13 protein-coding genes are annotated in these 16,604 nt (G+C 65.9%); 7 read left to right on the top strand and 6 right to left on the bottom strand.

Annotation, left to right across the window (positions count from 1 at the left end; genetic code table 11):
• Positions 1-36 precede the first annotated feature (36 nt).
• The 6 genes from SH602x_RS02790 to SH602x_RS02765 all read right to left on the bottom strand — a co-directional run bounded on the left by SH602x_RS02790 (position 37) and on the right by SH602x_RS02765 (position 6,041).
• Positions 37-1,134 carry a class I SAM-dependent methyltransferase gene (locus SH602x_RS02790; RefSeq protein ID WP_479475353.1) on the bottom strand — a complete coding sequence of 366 codons (1,098 nt, stop codon included), beginning with the start codon at positions 1,132-1,134 and terminating at the stop codon, positions 37-39.
• A gap of 110 nt (positions 1,135-1,244) precedes the next feature.
• Positions 1,245-1,538 carry a ribosomal protein L7/L12 gene (locus tag SH602x_RS02785; protein WP_479475352.1) on the bottom strand — a complete coding sequence of 98 codons (294 nt, stop codon included), beginning with the start codon at positions 1,536-1,538 and terminating at the stop codon, positions 1,245-1,247.
• 65 nt (positions 1,539-1,603) lie between these two features.
• Entirely contained in the window at positions 1,604-1,918 is a 315-nt protein-coding gene (locus tag SH602x_RS02780; RefSeq protein WP_479475351.1) for a hypothetical protein, read from the bottom strand.
• A 258-nt stretch (positions 1,919-2,176) separates the two neighbouring features.
• On the bottom strand, positions 2,177-3,499 hold the full coding sequence (locus tag SH602x_RS02775; protein WP_479475350.1) for a DUF1501 domain-containing protein: 1,323 nt from the start codon (positions 3,497-3,499) through the stop codon (positions 2,177-2,179).
• 180 nt (positions 3,500-3,679) lie between these two features.
• Positions 3,680-3,979 (bottom strand): hypothetical protein, encoded by a 300-nt coding sequence (locus SH602x_RS02770; protein ID WP_479475349.1) that lies wholly within the window; start codon positions 3,977-3,979, stop codon positions 3,680-3,682.
• A gap of 364 nt (positions 3,980-4,343) precedes the next feature.
• Positions 4,344-6,041: a DUF1553 domain-containing protein gene (locus SH602x_RS02765; protein ID WP_479475348.1), complete on the bottom strand. Its 1,698-nt coding sequence runs from the start codon at positions 6,039-6,041 to the stop codon at positions 4,344-4,346.
• A 280-nt stretch (positions 6,042-6,321) separates the two neighbouring features.
• On the opposite strand from SH602x_RS02765, the gene SH602x_RS02760 reads away from it, so the two are divergent.
• From SH602x_RS02760 to SH602x_RS02730, 7 genes are all read left to right on the top strand, one after another.
• The gene (locus tag SH602x_RS02760) at positions 6,322-8,145 is read left to right on the top strand and encodes a hypothetical protein (protein WP_479475347.1); all 1,824 of its coding nucleotides are present in this window, start codon (positions 6,322-6,324) and stop codon (positions 8,143-8,145) included.
• 239 nt (positions 8,146-8,384) lie between these two features.
• On the top strand, positions 8,385-9,710 hold the full coding sequence (locus SH602x_RS02755) for a S41 family peptidase (RefSeq protein ID WP_479475346.1): 1,326 nt from the start codon (positions 8,385-8,387) through the stop codon (positions 9,708-9,710).
• A gap of 3 nt (positions 9,711-9,713) precedes the next feature.
• Positions 9,714-13,385 (top strand): FtsX-like permease family protein, encoded by a 3,672-nt coding sequence (locus SH602x_RS02750; RefSeq protein WP_479475345.1) that lies wholly within the window; start codon positions 9,714-9,716, stop codon positions 13,383-13,385.
• A 348-nt stretch (positions 13,386-13,733) separates the two neighbouring features.
• The gene (locus SH602x_RS02745; RefSeq protein WP_479475344.1) at positions 13,734-14,192 is read left to right on the top strand and encodes a hypothetical protein; all 459 of its coding nucleotides are present in this window, start codon (positions 13,734-13,736) and stop codon (positions 14,190-14,192) included.
• A 487-nt stretch (positions 14,193-14,679) separates the two neighbouring features.
• Entirely contained in the window at positions 14,680-15,588 is a 909-nt protein-coding gene (locus SH602x_RS02740) for a DUF1559 family PulG-like putative transporter (RefSeq protein ID WP_479475343.1), read from the top strand.
• A 108-nt stretch (positions 15,589-15,696) separates the two neighbouring features.
• Positions 15,697-16,170, top strand: coding sequence for a hypothetical protein (locus SH602x_RS02735; RefSeq protein ID WP_479475342.1), 474 nt, complete (start codon positions 15,697-15,699; stop codon positions 16,168-16,170).
• Positions 16,171-16,223: 53 nt separating this feature from the next.
• Positions 16,224-16,550: a tetratricopeptide repeat protein gene (locus SH602x_RS02730; RefSeq protein ID WP_479475341.1), complete on the top strand. Its 327-nt coding sequence runs from the start codon at positions 16,224-16,226 to the stop codon at positions 16,548-16,550.
• Positions 16,551-16,604 lie beyond the last annotated feature (54 nt).

Genomic DNA, 16,604 nt, shown 5'->3' with positions numbered 1-16,604 from the left:
CAGAACGGCGCCGCTAGCAGACAGCGGTCTTTACAGTCAAGGTCGAGCGATGCCGCGGATCACGCAGTAGCCCTTCACCTCTTCGAATGCGAGTCCGTCGAACCATTGCGGCATCTGCTCCGCATACCACTCGGGACTTTTCGTCACGACGAGGATCCGCCCGCCCGGCCGAAGCGCTTCGCGGCCCGCCTCGAGAAAATGCCGGGCGATCCGGAAGCTCGCGTAGTAAGGCGGATTGGCCAGCGCCAGGTCGTAGTCGCCCGCGCCGCGATAGCCGCCATGGGCGTTCAACTCCGCCGTCAGATTCGTCAGCCCGTTGAGCAGCGCCCCCCGTTCGACGCACTCGACCGCTCGGATCGAGGAATCGACCGCATGGACCGTCGCCTCCTCCGAGATCGACGCCGCCGCCAGGGCGACCACGCCCGAGCCGCAGCCGATGTCGAGAACCCGTTCGCCCTGCGCGACGTGCATGGCGTCGATCAGCCGCCGCGCTCCGGGATCGACCCGGCGATGGGAGAAGACGCCCGGACGACTGACGACCCGCAGCAGTCTGCCTTCATGGCGAAAGGCGAACTCGCAGGCGAAGTTCCTGATCTTCTTGAGCGGCTTGGTCTTCGCAGCGACGTAGAGCGCGCCCGTCTCGGACGCGCGCCGCTCGACCTTGTCGAAGATCGCCGCCATCTGCCCGGCGAGCCACGTGTCCCGCGGGTTGTTCGTCGACGCGTAGAGCCGACCGCCCCTCTTCAGCCGTTCGTGCCCGCTTTGAAGGAGTTCCCGCGCGAGTTCCGCGTCGCCGCTCGACGACAACGGCAGCGCGACGACGTCGGCGGTCTCCTGCGGCAGGTCGGGCGCCGCTTGCGGGAGATCAGCCGCACAGAGGATCTCCAGGTTGGGCGGCCCGTCGTGCCAGGCCTCCCGTGCCCGATCGGCCCGGTAGAGATCGATGAAGAGGCACTGCACGGCCATCTGCGGTCGCGACCGGGCGACGAATCCGGCGAACTGCGCAGCGCCAGCCGACGTGCAGATCAGGCGTTCGCCCGAGATCTCATCCGCCGCGCGCAGCAGTAACTCTTCCTGGGGGAACGGCTCGACGCGAAACGTCGCCGTTTCGCCGCTCCCCGATTCGCTCGCCACGCTCACGCTCCCGCACGTCCGATCGTTCCCCGTTCCCGGCGCTCAATGTACGCGTGAACGCGCAGGCTCGGAACTCCGAGGAAGCGCCGGCTCGCCTGGAAGCGAACGCCCTACAGCCGCTCCACGGCCTCTTTCGCTTCGGCCAGACCGACGCCGGTCATCTGGCGATAGACCCTGATCGCTTCGATCTTCTTTCCTGCCCGCATCAGCTTGGCGGCTTCGTGCGTCGCGGCGTCGGGGGAGGCGACCGCGTTCACGGCAGGGCCGGTCGGCTTAGCGTCCGCCTGCCGCCGCAACGCCTCCAGCTTGGGATCGGTCCGCGGCACGAGCAGGTAAAGCCCGAAGACCAGCCCGATCGCGCAGCCGGCGAGAACCGCGAGGACGATGATCCAGGTATCGGGCATGGGACCTTTCGAGTGGCGAGACGCGGACGATTCGCCGCGAAAGTATCAGGTCTTCGGCGCTGCCGTCAGGCGATTCGCGTTCGCCAGCCCCAGACGCAGAGTCGCAACGATAGCCAGAACAGGAACCCGCTGGCGAGGAGAAGAACGATCGCGAGTCCTTCTTCTCCGTCGACGCCCAGCGCCGCATACGGACTGCCGATCATCATCGCGAGGCAGGCGATCGAGCCCACCGTTCCCTCGATCCGGCAGCTCACGACCGCCTGGCGGAATTCAGCCTCGGAAGTCGTACGAGAAGCTTCGAGCTTACGCAAGCTGCCGCATGCCGCAGTGCGATAGAGAATCGCCGCCGCGGTCAGGTATACGAAGAAAGCAATCCACATCGCTTAGGCCTCAGTTTCGTAGGGCTTCGCCTCGCTTAATCGTGTGGGTAGCCGAAGAAGTTCGGGTGCCACTGGCTCCGCCAGTGCCGACTCTGGATCGACCCTCTAACATGGCCGACCGGGCCGTTCATTCCAGCACTGGCAAAGCCAGTGGCACCCTCTTGAACTCACCGCCTTAGACGTACCGGGGATCCGTATCGATCGACCGTGAAAACGGCAGGTGGGTCAATGACCCACCTTACGAAAGAGACGGTCCCTCTACGCCTCGATCAGCCGCTCGATGACCTTCCCCTGGCTGATGATCATGGGCCGCTTGATGGGGGTCATCAGCTCCTGCTCGAAGTCGATGCCGAGGCAGGAGAGCATGGTGGCGTGAACGTCCTCGACGGTCACGGGGGACTGCACGTCGTCGAGCGGCTTGTCCTCGGCCAGCTTCGGATGGGCGGCGGTCTCGCCGTGGACCACGCCCGCGCGGATGCCGCCGCCGGCGAGGGCCAGCGAGAAGCCATGCGGCCAGTGGTCGCGACCGTCGGCGGGGTTGATCTTCGGCGTGCGACCGAACTCGCCCATGCAGACGACGAGCGTATGCTTCAGCAGGTCGCGGTCTTCCAGATCCCTGATCAGCGAGGCGAACGCCTGGTCGAGCGTGACGAGGTTCGCCTTCACGAATTCGAAGTTGTTGGCGTGGGTGTCCCAGCCCCCCAGTTCGACCTCGACGCAGCGAACGCCCCGCTCGATCAGTCGCACCGCGGTCAGGCAGCCGCGACCGAAGGCCGTGTCGCCGTACGATTCGCGCAGCTCCTTCGTCGCGGTGGTCGCGTCGAACGCGGCCAAGTGCTCCGACGACATCATCTTCAGCGCCGAGCGGACGCTCTTCAGATGGAGCGTCTTGTTCTCGTCCAGACCCTTCATCCGCTTCTCGGCGAAGGTCGGCTCCACGATCCGCTGCAGCGCCTCGACCCGGCGCTGGAATCGTTCGTCAGCGACGGGCGACTGCAGATCGGGGATGCGACCGACCGGATCGCCGATCTGGAACGCGTCGAACTGATCGCCGAGGTAGCCCCCCCGTCCCGGCCACTGGCTCGGCAGTATCGACACGTACCGCGGCACGTCGAGTTCGTCTTCCAGTTCGTGGCAGACCACGGCGCCGACCGCGGGATGAACGAGCGTCGGATCGGGGCGAAAGCCGGTCTTAAGGTTGTAGGTCGCCCGCTCGTGATCCCCTTCCTTGCTGGTCACGCTCCGCACGATCGCCATGCGATCGGCCAGTTCGGCGACGCGCTCGAACCCCTCGGCGAACTGCAGACCCTTGACGCTGGTCTCGATCGCCTTCGTCGGTCCGCCGATCGGGGAGCCGGGATGGGGATCGAACGTTTCGAGCTGGCTCGGTCCCCCTTGCAGCCAGAGGACGATCACCGACTTCGCCGGCGCTCCCTTCGGCGCCGCCTCTTCCGCCTGCGCGAGTTTCGACGCGATGGCCGACAGCCCCAGCCAGCTACCCGCCGCCGTCGCGCCAGCGAGGAAGCCCCGGCGCGAGAAATGGGCGGACGAATGGCAGGCAGGATCGAAGGTTCGGTTCATGGTTCGTTCTCTCGTAGGGTGGGTCTTGACCCACCTGCCGTTTTCACGATCGATCGATAAGAAGTCGAGGTCGTTTTTCACGACGTTCGGCTCGGACGTATCTGCGCGTCGAAGGTTATGCGCACCCAATGCGACAGCTCGGTGCAAGCGACAGGTGGGTCAAGACCCACCCTACGAAGACTAAATCCCGCTGATGAAGAAGTCGGCGACAACCAGGGACGCATCTCCGAACCAGGGAAACAGAAGGCTGGCGGAAAGGCTAGCGATAGAACCGACGAACGCCCACATCGAGATCGGCTCGAAGTGAATCTCTCGATGAAACATCAGATGCACGACGAGTCCCAGTATTCCGCCCGCGACCATCGCTACGATCGAGGCGAACGAGCGTCCGAACGCGATCCAGAAAAACCCATGCCCGGTTCCCGACAGCTCCACAATGTTGCGATCGGCAGATAGATCAGGCAGCCGATCGTCAGCCACAGCGCCAGTTCCAGATTCGCCGTCGGAGAGAGAAGGACGACGACGATCGCCGCGAGTGGGACAGTCGCTGCGATCGCCCGACTGATCCATCGCGTTCTCGCGTCATTCGATATTCCAGCTTCGACGTTCAATTCGTGCCTGTCAGCTACATACGTTCGGTCGTATTGGGATGCTCTGCTTTCGTAGGGTGGGCCTTGGCCCACCTGTCATTCACACAATCGTTCGATGTCGAGCCGGCTTTACGTCTTCACGACGTTCAATCCGGACGGTTCTCCGCGTCGAAATCTACTCCCTCCCCACGCGGCAGCTCGGTGATGACGACAGGTGGGCCAAGGCCCACCCTACGAAGAGGCGCCGCCCTCGCTTAATGATTCCACGAAAACTCCGTGCCGTTCATCAGGATCCAGAAGAGGTCGCCGACGCGACGGGCGTATTCGTTCGCGCCTTCCTTCTCGCCCTCGGTCAGGAACTGCTCGAAGTACTCGGCCTCCTTCGGCGTCGGCTTGCGGGTGAGCGTGCAGAGATAGGTGGTCTCGACAGCAGTTTCCGCATCCGGCGCGAGGCTGGCGATGCGGCCGCCGGCGACCATGAAGAAGTTCTCCTCGTCGGTCACGCCGTCGAGCAGTTCGCCGTTCAATAGCAACAGCCGCTGCGGGATGGTGCCCCCCCGGTCGACGAACTCGTTCTCGCCCTTGTCGCCGTAACGCTGGACGAAGTCGGTCTCCTGACCGAAGCGGGTGATCCGACTGATGATGTGAGCGTTCTCGTCGATCGTGCGGAGCGAAGTCGCCTGCGACAGGCTGCCCGCGACCTGCTCGGGCCGCAGACGGGTCAGCGGAAAGACGGCCCAGGCGTCTTCATGCTCGGACGTGATGTCGAAATTCGCTTCGCTCGACGAGTGGAAGACTTCCGTCGCGGCGATCAGGCGGATCAGACGCTTGAGGTCGTAGCCGTTCCGCGCGAAGTCCTCGGCCAGCGCTTTCATCCCGGGGGGGCGTTCGTCGAACAGGCCCAGGTCGTCGACCGGCTCCACCAGAGGGCGACCCAGCAGGATGGCCCAGACGCGGTTGACCGTCGCGAGGGCGAACATCTCGTTGTCGGGATGCGTGATCCAGTTCGCCAGCGCTTCGCGACGCGAGCCGGTCGGCTCGTACAGGTCGGCGAGGAAGGGAACGCTCGGCTCGACCAGCGTCTTCTCTTCGTCATGCAGGAACTGGTATTCGTACGCTTCGTCCTTCGTATCGCGGATGCCGGCCAGCGAAGTCGAGACCTCGGAAAAGAAGGCCGCGAGCTGGTGGAAATCCTCTTGCGAACCTCCCCGAACGTCGGCGACCTCGCCCAGGTTCAGATTGCCGAGGTTGTCGTCATGGCATTGCAGGCAGTCGATCCGCATGCCGAGGAACGCCCGGGTGACGCGCGCGGCCAGCCGTTCCGCATCGGGCTGGTTCTCGTTCTGATCGTTGACGATCGTGGCCGTGACGAAGTTCGTCGCGGGGCGATCGGTCCAGAGCCCCTCCTGCGTCAGGATCTCCCGCGCGATCGAATCGTAGGGGCGGTTGGCCGCGATCTGCTCCGACAGCCACAGGACGAACCGCCGGCGTCGCAGGTACAGAAACGGACTCTGATCGGTGCCGACGAACGCCCGAGTGAAACGCTCGGCCAGATAATCGTGGCTCCGCTTGTCGTCGAGAACCCGGGCGGTCCACCAGGCGATGCGACGATCCGCGGGTTCAGCCTGGAACGCGCGGATTTCCTCCAGCGAGGGCGTCGTCCCCATCAGGGCTAGGGCCAGCCTGCGCATGATCAGTTCGTCGGGCGCCGGTCCGGCATGCTGCAGATCCTGCGTCCCCCAGGACTGACGGAACTCCGCGTCGATCCGCTCGACCGCCTGCAGGAAATCGTCTTCGGGCGCCGTCGCCAGACGAACCTCCGGCGGTTCCGGGATGCGATCCCGCTGCAGCAGCATGACGGCCAGCGACACCGCCCCGGCGACGCATAAACCGACGAACAGGGCGTTCTTGGCGACGGCGATCGTCAGCGGTCGGCGGAGGAAGGCGTTCATAATTCAGTTACTGCCTGGGAACGCCGGAAGTTTCGAGAGAAGCGCCGGGGGACAAGCTGCCGGTCCGCGCGGGCACCCGCGGAGAGCGATTCGCTCCGGATTTCGGTTTCTTCGAATCCGCAGGCAAGACTCCTGGATATTTTACGAAAGAGGAAGGGGAACCCCGCCCGGAGAACGAGATTCTCTTGTAGGGCAGGCGCCCCGCCTGCCGCGAAGCGGGTACGAGATTCCATGGCAGGCGGGGCGCCTGCCCTACGGAACTTACGCAGGAAAGTCTTTCGTGACGCGAACGGGCGAAACGTCGATCGATCGGGGCAGCGATGCCACGCGTGCAGGTTTCGACCCGGGGCTTATCGGCTCCGACCAGGGCCGGGACGATCCGCCGCCGCGCCAGCCGCCGGTTCGCGCTTCGTTCTATCGCGTGTCGCCCGGGTTCCAGGCAGGGGCCGCGGAAGCCGCCTTCGCTGAAGATCTTCCCGCCGACGACGAGGGCATCGAGATCCTTTCGGTCACCGACGAGCCCCCCTTTCGCGATCCGCCGGAGCTTCCGTCGGTCAGCAAGACGCCCCGTTTCGCATCGTCGACCAGTCCGTCGCCTCCTGTAGGTCAGGCATCGCCTGACGGCTATCCCGGTGCGGTCGCGATCATCGAACAGCCGGAGGTCGAAGGCGATCTCGACGAGCCGGCCGTTCGTCCCAGATCTGTCTCGCACGGCCTGACCTACGAGCAACACGACGAAGAAACACGGAGGGCTGACACCCTCCGCTCGCCTGAAGAAAATTTGCTGAGCCCCGATGCGACGCCCGTCGATGCGACGCCATCTAACGTCGCTCCCCGACCGCGGCCGAAGACCTGGCCGTTCCGCGTCGCCGAGCGAATCGGATCGGGATGGGAATGGTGCCTCGGCGCGGTCAGCATGCTCGCGACGCTGGCGGCGCTCTCCACGATTCCGATCGTGCAGTTCCTGTCGCTGGGGTATCTGCTGGAAGTCGTGGGGCGAATGGTCCGCACGCAGAAGTTCTCCAGCGGCTTCATCGGCATCCGCACGTTCGCCCGGATCGGATCGGTCGTCGTCGGCACGTGGGCCATCCTGATTCCGCTGCGGTTCCTGGCCGACGTTTCGTATTCGGCCTACCTCATCGATCCGGAGAGTCGCAACTCGCGACTGCTCGCGCTGGCCCTGATCGTCTGCATGATCCTGGGCGTGGCGAACATCGTCATGGCCTGGGCGGCAGGGGGGCGACTGCGACATTTCTTCTGGCCTCTGTTCGCGCCCTTCTTCTTCGCGGTCTGGATCGTCCGCGGTCTCTTGCGGCTGATCCTTTCGCCGGCGCTACCGCATCAGGGGGGGACCGGCTGGTTCGCGAAGTTCGCCGACGATCTGACGCACTACCATCCGCTGACGACCTGGTTTCCGCCCGCCGTGCTGCTGGCCGGGATGTTGCGGGGGCGCCCCTATGCGGAGGCCCGGGATACGGTCTGGAACTTCGTCGTTTCGTTGCGGCTGCCCTATTACTTCTGGCTGGGCCTGCGAGGCTTCGTCGGAACGATCCTGTGGCTCGCGTTCCCGGTGATCCTGCTGATCGGGGGCGCCCGACTGCCGGAAGGGGCAGGCATCGTGTCCGCGCTGGCCGGCGGATTCCTGTTCGGCCTGGCGATGGTTTACCTGCCGTTTCTCCAGGCCCATTTCGCGGCGGAGAATCGCTTCCGGGCGATGTTCGACGTCTTCGCGGTCCGGCGGGCGTTCAACCGCGCGCCGTTCGTGTTCTGGCTCGGCATCTTCGTGACGCTGGCGCTCGCGCTGCCGCTCTATCTGCTCAAGATCGAGATGCCCCCTTCGGAGTTCGGCTGGCTGGAGGCGCTCTTCTTCGTCGGGCTGATGTATCCCGCGCGGCTGCTGACCGGCTGGGCGATGACCCGCGGAACGCAGCGGGAGCAGCCGCGGTTCTTTCTGTTCCGCTGGATCAGCCGCATGGCGCTGGTTCCCATCGCGGCGATCTACGCCACGTTCGTGTTCCTGACGCAGTACTTCTGCTGGTACGGAAGCTGGTCGCTCTTCGAGCAGCACGCGGTTCTGGTGCCGACGCCGTTTTTGAGTTTTTGAGCGGCGTCCTATTTGTAGGGCTGGCGCCCTCGCCTGCCAGGAGAGCTTGTTCCCGCTGCGATGGCAGGCGAGGGCGCCAGCCCTACAAGAGCCTGAGCGATCAACACGCGTCGCCGCTTGGTCGCTGTCGGGCGGAAGCGGTAAGATAAGGAATCGTCGGCGACATTCGCCGTGCCGGAGCGTTCTCGCTCTCCGCTCTCCTCGCTGATCCTGCGCGATCCGTCGATCGCTTCGCTCGTATGCCCCTTCGCAATCTGGCGATCCTGTTCGTCGCGTCGATGGTCAGCATCGTCTGCTACCACAAGGCCCGCACGAACCGCTACGCCTCGGAGATCGCCCAGGCGATCGCCATCACCGAAGAGAACTACATCAAGGAGGTCTCCGGCAGGCAACTCTTCGAGAACGCCATGGACGGCATGCTCAAGGACCTCGATCCCTACTCGGGCTACATCCGGCCCGAGCCGATGGAGCGGTTCGACGAGCTGATGAACCAGGAGAAGGTCGGCATCGGCGTGATGATCGACCCTGAGGCCGCCGAAGATCGCCTCGTCATCCTGACGCCGCTCCCCGGTTCGCCGGCGGAGAGAGCGGGCGTGCTGCCGGGCGACGAGATCGTCGCGGTCAACGACCTGACGCTGGTGCAACTGGGCAGCGTCGACAAGGCGATCGAACAGCTTCGCGGGCCGGAGGGCTCGCCGGTGCAGGTCTCCATCCGACGAAAGGACGTGGCCGACCCGATCGAACTTTCGATGGAACGCTACGCCTTCGTGCTCGATTCGGTGACCGGCGATCTGCGAAAGCCGGAAGGGGGCTGGTCCTTCCGCCTCCAGGGCTCCCCGAACGTCGGCTACCTGCGGATCGATAACTTCGGCGAGAAGACCAGCGACGAACTGAACGCGGCGCTGGCGACTTTCGAGCAAGACCCGGTCGAGGCGCTGATCATCGATCTTCGCGACAACCCGGGCGGGCTGTTGAATCCCGCGGTCGACGCCTGCGACGCCTTCGTTTCGGGCGGCACGATCGTCAGCACGCGCGGCCGCGACAACGAGGTCCGCCGGATCTACAGCGCGGAGCCTGCCGTCCGCTTTCCGGTCGACGTGCCGATCGTCGTCCTCGTGAACGAAAACTCCGCCAGCGCGGCGGAGATCTTCGCCGCCTGCCTGCAGGATCATGACCGGGCGACGATCGTGGGCGAGCGTACTTACGGCAAGGGGACCGTGCAGACGGTCATCCGCATGGAGGGGGGCCGAAGCGCGCTCAAGCTCACGACCGCCTCCTACTGGCGTCCCAGCGAGAAGAACATTCATCGCTTCGAGGAAGACGGGCCGGAGAAAGAGTGGGGCGTCTCGCCGAACGAAGGGATGCTCGTTCCGCTCACCGACGAGCAGCGGATCGCCAGGTATCGCTGGCGCCGGCGTCGCGACGTCGTCGAACTGGTGCAGGCCGCTCCGGAAACGACGACCGTCGACGACACGATCGCCGCCAACGATCCGCAACTGGCGAAAGCGCTGGAGGTCGCGCGGGAGAAGATTCGTCAGCGAGCCCGAGCGAACGAGGCGGCGTAACGCATGACCTTCTGGAAACTCGTGCTGGCAGGGGCGCGGCATCACGCGCGGATGCACTTCTCGGTCGCGCTCGGCGTGGCGGCGGCGACGGCGATCGTCGTGGGGGCGCTGGAAATCGGCGCGTCGATGCGGGCGAGCCTGGCCGACCTGACGGTGCAACGACTCGGCGCCGTCGACTCGGCGATGATCTCGACCGGCTGGTTCCGCGCAGAGCTGGCGAGCGAGTTGGAACAGGCGCCGCCCGTCGAGGAAGAGTACGCCGGCGCCATCGCCGCGGTCTGGTATCCGCAGACGACGCTCGCGCGGCAGAACGAGCCGGGCAGCTTCGCCGGCGACGTCGCGCTCTGGGGCGTGCCGCCCGAGTTCTTCGGTCTGTGGGACGAAGTCGATCTTGCGGCGTCCCACTCGGTCATGAGACGGACAGGCTCCCGCGTTCTCGCTCGCGACGAGATCATTCTCAACGAGGTCGCCGCGGAGCGTATCGGGCTCTCGCCGGAGGACGTTCGCGACCCCGATAGCGAAGCGTACGTGCTCGTCCGCGTGCCCGACGAACTGGGCGTGCCGGAGGAGGCGTCGCTCGGTCGCAAGGATCGTCGCTCGATCACTGTTGCCCGGCTGAAGGTCGTCGAGATCGTGCCGAGCGAAGGAATGGGGCGCTTCGGGCTCTTCCCGTCGCAGATCCCCAGTCCCGTCGCCTTCATCGACCGGACGTTCCTGCAAGGGGAGGTCGATCGCGAGGGGCAGGCGAACGTGCTGCTCGTCGCGGGGAAGAATCCGAGGACGTACGCCTCCGCGGAGGCGCAGCGCACGCTCCAGGCGGCGCTCGATCCGCGACTGGAAGATCTGGGCCTGTCGCTGACGCGCGAGCGGATGGCTTTCCCGGCCGAAAACGAAGCGGTTGACGCGGAAGCCGAAGAGGCGCAAGCGCCCGAGGTCGTCTACGACTACTGGTCGCTCACCAGCGACCGGCTGCTGATTCCGACCGACGTCGAGCGGGTTCTCGACGAACGGATGCGTCATCTCGACGCGATTCCGGTCCTGACCTACCTCGCGAATTTCATCGAAGTCGAAGGCTCCGCTCCGGAGGACGCAGCCAGCGAGAAAGAAGGCGCCGAGAACGACGAGAGCGAGAAAGGCGACGAAGAGAACGACGCGCCGAAGGGCATCCCGTATTCGCTGGTGACGGGGATCGAACTGGGGGAGGGCTTTCCGCTGCGCGACGTGTACGGCGCGACCATCGATCCGCTGGCCGACGACGAGATCGTGCTGAACTCCTGGGCGGCGGAGGATCTGGGCGTCGGACCGGGGGCGAAAATCCGCCTGTGGTACTACCTGCCCGAGAGCGTCGAGGGGACGAACGAAGAGACCTCCCGCGTCTTTACGGTCAAGGCGGTGACGCCGCTGACCGATCCGGCGCGCGGCTGGCGTCGCGATATTCCGCCCATCTACGAACAGCCGCCGACGCTGGCGAACGATCCGAATCTGACGCCCGAGGCGCCGGGCCTTTCCGATCGCGAGTCGATCGACGCGTGGGACGCGCCCTTCGAGATGACGCGAACCACCCGCCCCAAGGACGACGGGTACTGGACGAACCACCGCACGACGCCGAAGGCCTTCGTCTCCCCGGGCGTCGCTCGAAAGTTGTGGGGGAGCCGCTTCGGTCACGTCAGTTCGTTCCGCATTCCTGCGAAGAACGTCGACGACCCCGCGGCGCTGGCCAGCGCGCTCACGGAAACCGTGCAGTCGGACGCGATGCAGAGTCGCCTGGTCTTTCGGCCGGTCAAGGCGGAGGGGCTTGTCGCGTCGAGCGGATCGACGCCGTTCGACGTGCTGTTCCTGATGCTGAGCATGTTCATCCTCGGCTCGGCGCTCGCGCTCGTGCTGATGCTCTTCCGGCTGGGGCTCGAGATGCGTTCGACCGAGGTCGGACTGCTGGCCGCGGTCGGCTGGACGAGGGCGAAGATCGGCCTGGCCTTTCTGGCCGAGGGGGCGATCGTCGCCGCCGTCGGCTCGCTCGTCGGAGTGCTGCTGGGCGTCGGCTACGCGCAGCTCATGATCCTGGCGCTGACGACGTGGTGGATCGGCGCCATCTCGACGACCAGCCTGACGTTCCACTTCGACCCGGTCAGTCTGCTGGCCGGATTCGGCGCCGGTCTGCTCGCCTCCTGCGCGACGATCGCCTGGGCGACCTTTCGGACGCGCGGCTCCTCCGTTCGCGCGCTGCTGCGCGGCGGTCGCGACGACGGCGGACGTCTTCAGGGAGGCAGCTTCCTGCAGCGCTGGTCGATTCCGCTGGGGATCGTCGCCGTGATCGCCGGCGTCGGCCTCGCGCTCTTCGCGGTGCGACTCGGCGGCATGGAGCAGGCCGGCGCGTTTTTGGGCGGCGGGGCGCTGCTGCTGACGGGCGGTCTGGCCATCGTGTGGGGCGCGCTGCGCTCGGGCACGCGGGGCGCGACGACGACGCGATTCGGTTGGTTTCGCTTCCTGTTCGAGAACGCCCGGCGCAATCCCGGAAGGAGCGTGCTGACGATCTCCTCGGTCGCGATCGCGGCCTTCCTGGTGATCGGCGTGAGCGCCTTTCGCCTGGCGCCGACGGAGCAGGGGACCGGCGGATTCGAGTTCCTGGCCAAGGTCGATCGCCCGATCTTCGAGAACCCCCTGAGCGACGCGGGCAGGCTTTCGCTGTTCAAGACGCGTGCCGACGAACTCGCGCAGGTCGAGATGCTTCCGATGCGGTATCGCATCGGCGACGACGCCAGTTGCAACAACCTGTACCAGGCGACGCGACCGCAGGCGTGGGGTCTGCCCCGGGAGGTCATCGAGCGCCTGGGCGTCCGGCGCAACCGCACATCGGGTTCGGGCTACGCCGGCTTCGCGTTCGGCGCGGTCGAGCCCGGCTTCGAGGAGAACCCCTGGCTGGCGCTGGAGCAGGACTTCGACGGCGCGGTGCCGGTGATCATCGACCGGAACACGGCGATGTACTCGCTCAAGCTGTACGGCGGGATCGGCGAAACGTTCACCGTCGACTACGGCGCGGGGCAGACGGTGAAATTTCGCGTGAGCGGACTCTTGGCTGACACGATCCTGCAAGGCGGCCTGCTCCTGTCGGAGCAGGATTTCATCGAGCAGTTTCCCGAGTCGCCCGGCTTCCGCTTCTTCCTGGTCGACACGCGGTCGCCCGACCCGACGAAGCGCGAGGAGGCGACAGAGGCGTTGCACGCGGCGCTCGGAAGCGACGGACTCACGCTGGAGGAAGCGGATCAACGACTCGCCGGGTTTCTGGCCGTACAGAACACCTACCTCCAGACGTTCCAGAGCCTCGGCGCCCTGGGATTGCTGCTCGGCGCGTTCGGCGTCGCCGCGGCGCAGATGCGGAACGTGTTCGAACGCCGCAGGGAACTGGCGCTGCTCCGCGCCGTCGGCTTCTCGCGCGCCCGCGTCGGCAGCGCGGTGCTGACGGAGAACCTGGCGCTGCTGGCGGTGGGGTTGTGCCTGGGGGCGATCGCCGCCGGCGCCGCGGCGCTGCCGCAGGTCTTTCTGCGCGGGCTCGACGCGCCTTGGGGGGCGATCGGGGCCCTGGCGATCGCGATCGTCGGCGTCGGCGCGATTACGAGCTGGCTGGCGACGCGGTTTCTGTTCCGTCTGCCGCTTCTGACGGCTCTGCGGGGAGAATGAGCCGCCCCCGATCGACTCAAGCGCCGCCGACGCCGGGTCGATGATCCGGAAGAGGATCACGGGGTCGTTGTGCCAGGTCCATGTAAGGTTCGTGCGCTCCTTCGGGTGGCACTGGCTCTGCCAGTGTTGCCCCTGGTCCGATTCGACCGTGAGCGGTCGGGGTTCCCTAGTTCCGTCTTGGGCGGATCCGGCGCTGCGGGCCGATCCATTTGAAGGTGGATGGCTCTTTGCCGCTTCGACACTGGCAGAGCCAGCGCCGCCCGAGAAGAGCGGAACCGTGCGAGGGTTGAGCGATTCTTCGCTTCCGCCCGATGATCCCGGTACGACTTCAGCCTGGAAAGAATGACGATGCTCGCGAACTGGACGCTCCGCTTCGTCGCTCTGGCCGCGCTGCTCGTCGGAGTCGGCGTCGTCGGAACGCACGTGACCGGCGATGACGGTCCTGCCGGGACACGCGGTTACGGAAACGCCGGCGGCGCGAACGTCTCCGTTCCCGCGGGCGGCCAGCGGCAGCTCGTCGGTCAGGTCCCGCGCGATGCGGCGACGGAAACGCCCGAGCGGCTGCGCGAGGGAACGATCCTGACCCTGAAGGGACGGTTCGACCTCGTCGGCGAGCGGGCGACCTTCTACCCCGAGGACGGCTCGGCCAGCTTTCGGACGCTGGAGAACCTCGCCCTCGAGCGCGTCGTGAGCGCCCTCCGCGATTCGACCGGCTCCCGGCTGTGGAGCGTCGAGGCGACGGTCACCGAGTACCAGGGCGCCAACTTTCTCCTGATCCGCCGGGCGACCGTGGCCCTCGGCGAGTGATCGTTCGCCGGTCGCTTCCGGCGCTTCGCTTTCCGAGTCCTCCGCAAAGGCCGGACCGTCGCCGCAGACCGGCAGATGGGGCAGGTAATAGAAGGGGCGATGCCCGTAGCGGGCGGTCCGATCGCCCAGGCGCGACCTGCGGCGGAACTCGTCGACGAGTTGCATGGCGCCCCTGAACTTGAACGACGTTTGCACGTGCTAGTGCGTGCCGTCTCCCTGCGAGGCAATCTTTCAACTCGGCCCGGCGCTGCGGCAACACTTTTCTTTCACGCGACCGCTGCGGCGCATTTCTATTTGCATCGTGACTTGCGATTTCGTACGCTAGGTCACGATCTCCTCGCGACTCGCTCTCTCCTCCTTTCTTCTTTCCGGCTCGGTCTCCGATCGATCAAGCCTGCGCCGAAGCGCATCCCGCCGAACCGACGGTTCCGGATCGCCGCGCTCGCGTTCGAAGGCCGATCGACACCGCCTTCAGGGGACTTCCGTCATGGCGCGTGCGCGTTCATCTCGGACCGGCTTCACGCTGGTCGAACTGCTGGTCGTGATCGCCATCATCGGCGTGCTGGTGGCGCTCCTGCTCCCCGCCGTGCAGGCCGCGCGCGAGGCGGCGAATCGCATGAGTTGCGGCAACAACATGAAGCAGCTCGGCATCGCGTTCCACAACTATCACGACACGTACAAGAAGGTTCCGTACGACACGTTCCACGACCCCGGCGCGGGAACGAAGTTTCGATGGGGCTGGATGCCGCGGATGCTGCCGTTCATGGAACAGACGGCGCGCTACGACGGCCTCAACTTTTCCCTCAACGCCTGGGAAGCGAATAACTATGCGCTGCTGAAGGATCCGATGCCGATGTTCCTGTGCCCGTCCGATGCGTTGGCGGAGGAGATCCGCGAGGAAGAAGGCTTCGCGGGGCCGACGTGGGCTCTTTCGCAGTGCGACTACGGGACTGTCATCGGCGACTACAAGAACAGCACCGGCGTCGGCGCCACGCCTGACTACGGCAACACGGGCTTCGGAGCGCCGCAGGTCCGCGGCATGTCGGGACGCTGGGGTTGGGGGACGAAGTTCGCCGGCGTGACCGACGGACTGACCAACACGTTCATGCTGGGCGAATGCATCGGCGCCATGTGCATTACGCAAAACTTCGGGACGCAGTGCTGGGGGACCACCGCCCACCCGATCAACTATCTGAACCAGAGCCTGCAGCAGACCCTGCCGACGCAGGCCAACGCGCGCTGGGACGAGTCGATCGGTTTTCGCAGCTTTCATCCGGGCGGGGCGCAGTTCTGCATGGGCGACGGGTCGGTCCGATTCGTTCCGGAGACGATCGATCAGGTCGCCTATCGCGGCGCCGCGTCGCGAGCGAACGGGGAATCGACGCAGTTGCCGTAAGCGAAATCTCCAGATACGTGTTTCGCTACGAATGACACGGAGGGCTGACGCCCTCCGCTCGCCAGAACGATTCGTCGCTCTCTCTCTCTCACTTACGAACCCCGCCCGATGAAGCGCGTCGTGATCCGATCGTTCGCCTTATTCCTGTCGGCCATCGTCTCCGCCGCCGCGTTCTCGGGCTGCGACGGTCGTCCCTCCCGCGTTCCCGTGACGGGGAACGTGACCTACGAAGGTCAGCCGCTCAAGGAAGGGAAGATCATCTTCGAAGTCGCGGGCGCGCGATCTGCCGAAGGGAAGATCGTCGACGGCAGGATCGTCGACGTCTTCACCTTCGAACCGGGCGACGGAGGAGCGATCCCGGGCCGTGCGAAAGCGGCGGTCTTCGCCACCGGATCCGCCCCGGCGGCGAGTCCTGCGGCGACGCCTGCCGATCCCGGCGCGGCGGGTCCGGTAAGCATGGACTACATGTCCGGAGGCGCCTCGCTCATTCCGGCCCGCTACAACAATCCGGCCACCAGCGGCCTGGAATACGAGATCAGCCCCGACGGACCGAACGACTTCGAGGTTAAACTGACGAAGTAGGAAAAAAGCCGCGAACGACTCGCGGTCCGTTCTTCGGTCCAGGGCGAGCAGGCATGAACCCGCTGACGTGGCTCAAAGGGATCTTCTCGTCGCGGCAGAAGTCGCTCGGGATCTACCGGAGCGCCATGGCGAAGTCCAAGAAGAAGGACTACGCCGGCGCCATCGAGGACTACGGCGTCGTGATCGCCGACAAGGACGTGCCCGACGACATCAAGGCGATGTCGGTCTACAACCGGTCGCTGGCCTACGACGCGCTCGGGCGACACGCCGAGGCGGCCAAAGATCTCGACAAGATGCTCGCCATGCCGGGCGTCCCCGAACGGGTCAAGAACGAAGCCATCCTCCGCCGGGAAAGACTGCGAAAGCGGGGAGAGCGGTAGGGGGAAGCGTCGTCGGCGTCAGGCCCGGACGTACAGAGCGCGACCTTGGTCGAG

This window comes from Lignipirellula cremea (assembly GCF_056501455.1).
This window is presented reverse-complemented; position numbering and strand designations above follow the sequence as displayed.

What these genes read in the sequence shown, in the direction of transcription:
- SH602x_RS02780 (WP_479475351.1), bottom strand. Translation starts at nt 1,918, where the DNA reads ATGTGGATTGCTTTCTTCGTATACCTGACCGCGGCGGCGATTCTCTAT.
- SH602x_RS02745 (WP_479475344.1), top strand. Translation starts at nt 13,734, where the DNA reads ATGCTCGCGAACTGGACGCTCCGCTTCGTCGCTCTGGCCGCGCTGCTC.
- SH602x_RS02785 (WP_479475352.1), bottom strand. Translation starts at nt 1,538, where the DNA reads ATGCCCGATACCTGGATCATCGTCCTCGCGGTTCTCGCCGGCTGCGCG.
- SH602x_RS02755 (WP_479475346.1), top strand. Translation starts at nt 8,385, where the DNA reads ATGCCCCTTCGCAATCTGGCGATCCTGTTCGTCGCGTCGATGGTCAGC.
- SH602x_RS02735 (WP_479475342.1), top strand. Translation starts at nt 15,697, where the DNA reads ATGAAGCGCGTCGTGATCCGATCGTTCGCCTTATTCCTGTCGGCCATC.
- SH602x_RS02765 (WP_479475348.1), bottom strand. Translation starts at nt 6,041, where the DNA reads ATGAACGCCTTCCTCCGCCGACCGCTGACGATCGCCGTCGCCAAGAAC.
- SH602x_RS02750 (WP_479475345.1), top strand. Translation starts at nt 9,714, where the DNA reads ATGACCTTCTGGAAACTCGTGCTGGCAGGGGCGCGGCATCACGCGCGG.
- SH602x_RS02775 (WP_479475350.1), bottom strand. Translation starts at nt 3,499, where the DNA reads ATGAACCGAACCTTCGATCCTGCCTGCCATTCGTCCGCCCATTTCTCG.
- SH602x_RS02730 (WP_479475341.1), top strand. Translation starts at nt 16,224, where the DNA reads ATGAACCCGCTGACGTGGCTCAAAGGGATCTTCTCGTCGCGGCAGAAG.
- SH602x_RS02740 (WP_479475343.1), top strand. Translation starts at nt 14,680, where the DNA reads ATGGCGCGTGCGCGTTCATCTCGGACCGGCTTCACGCTGGTCGAACTG.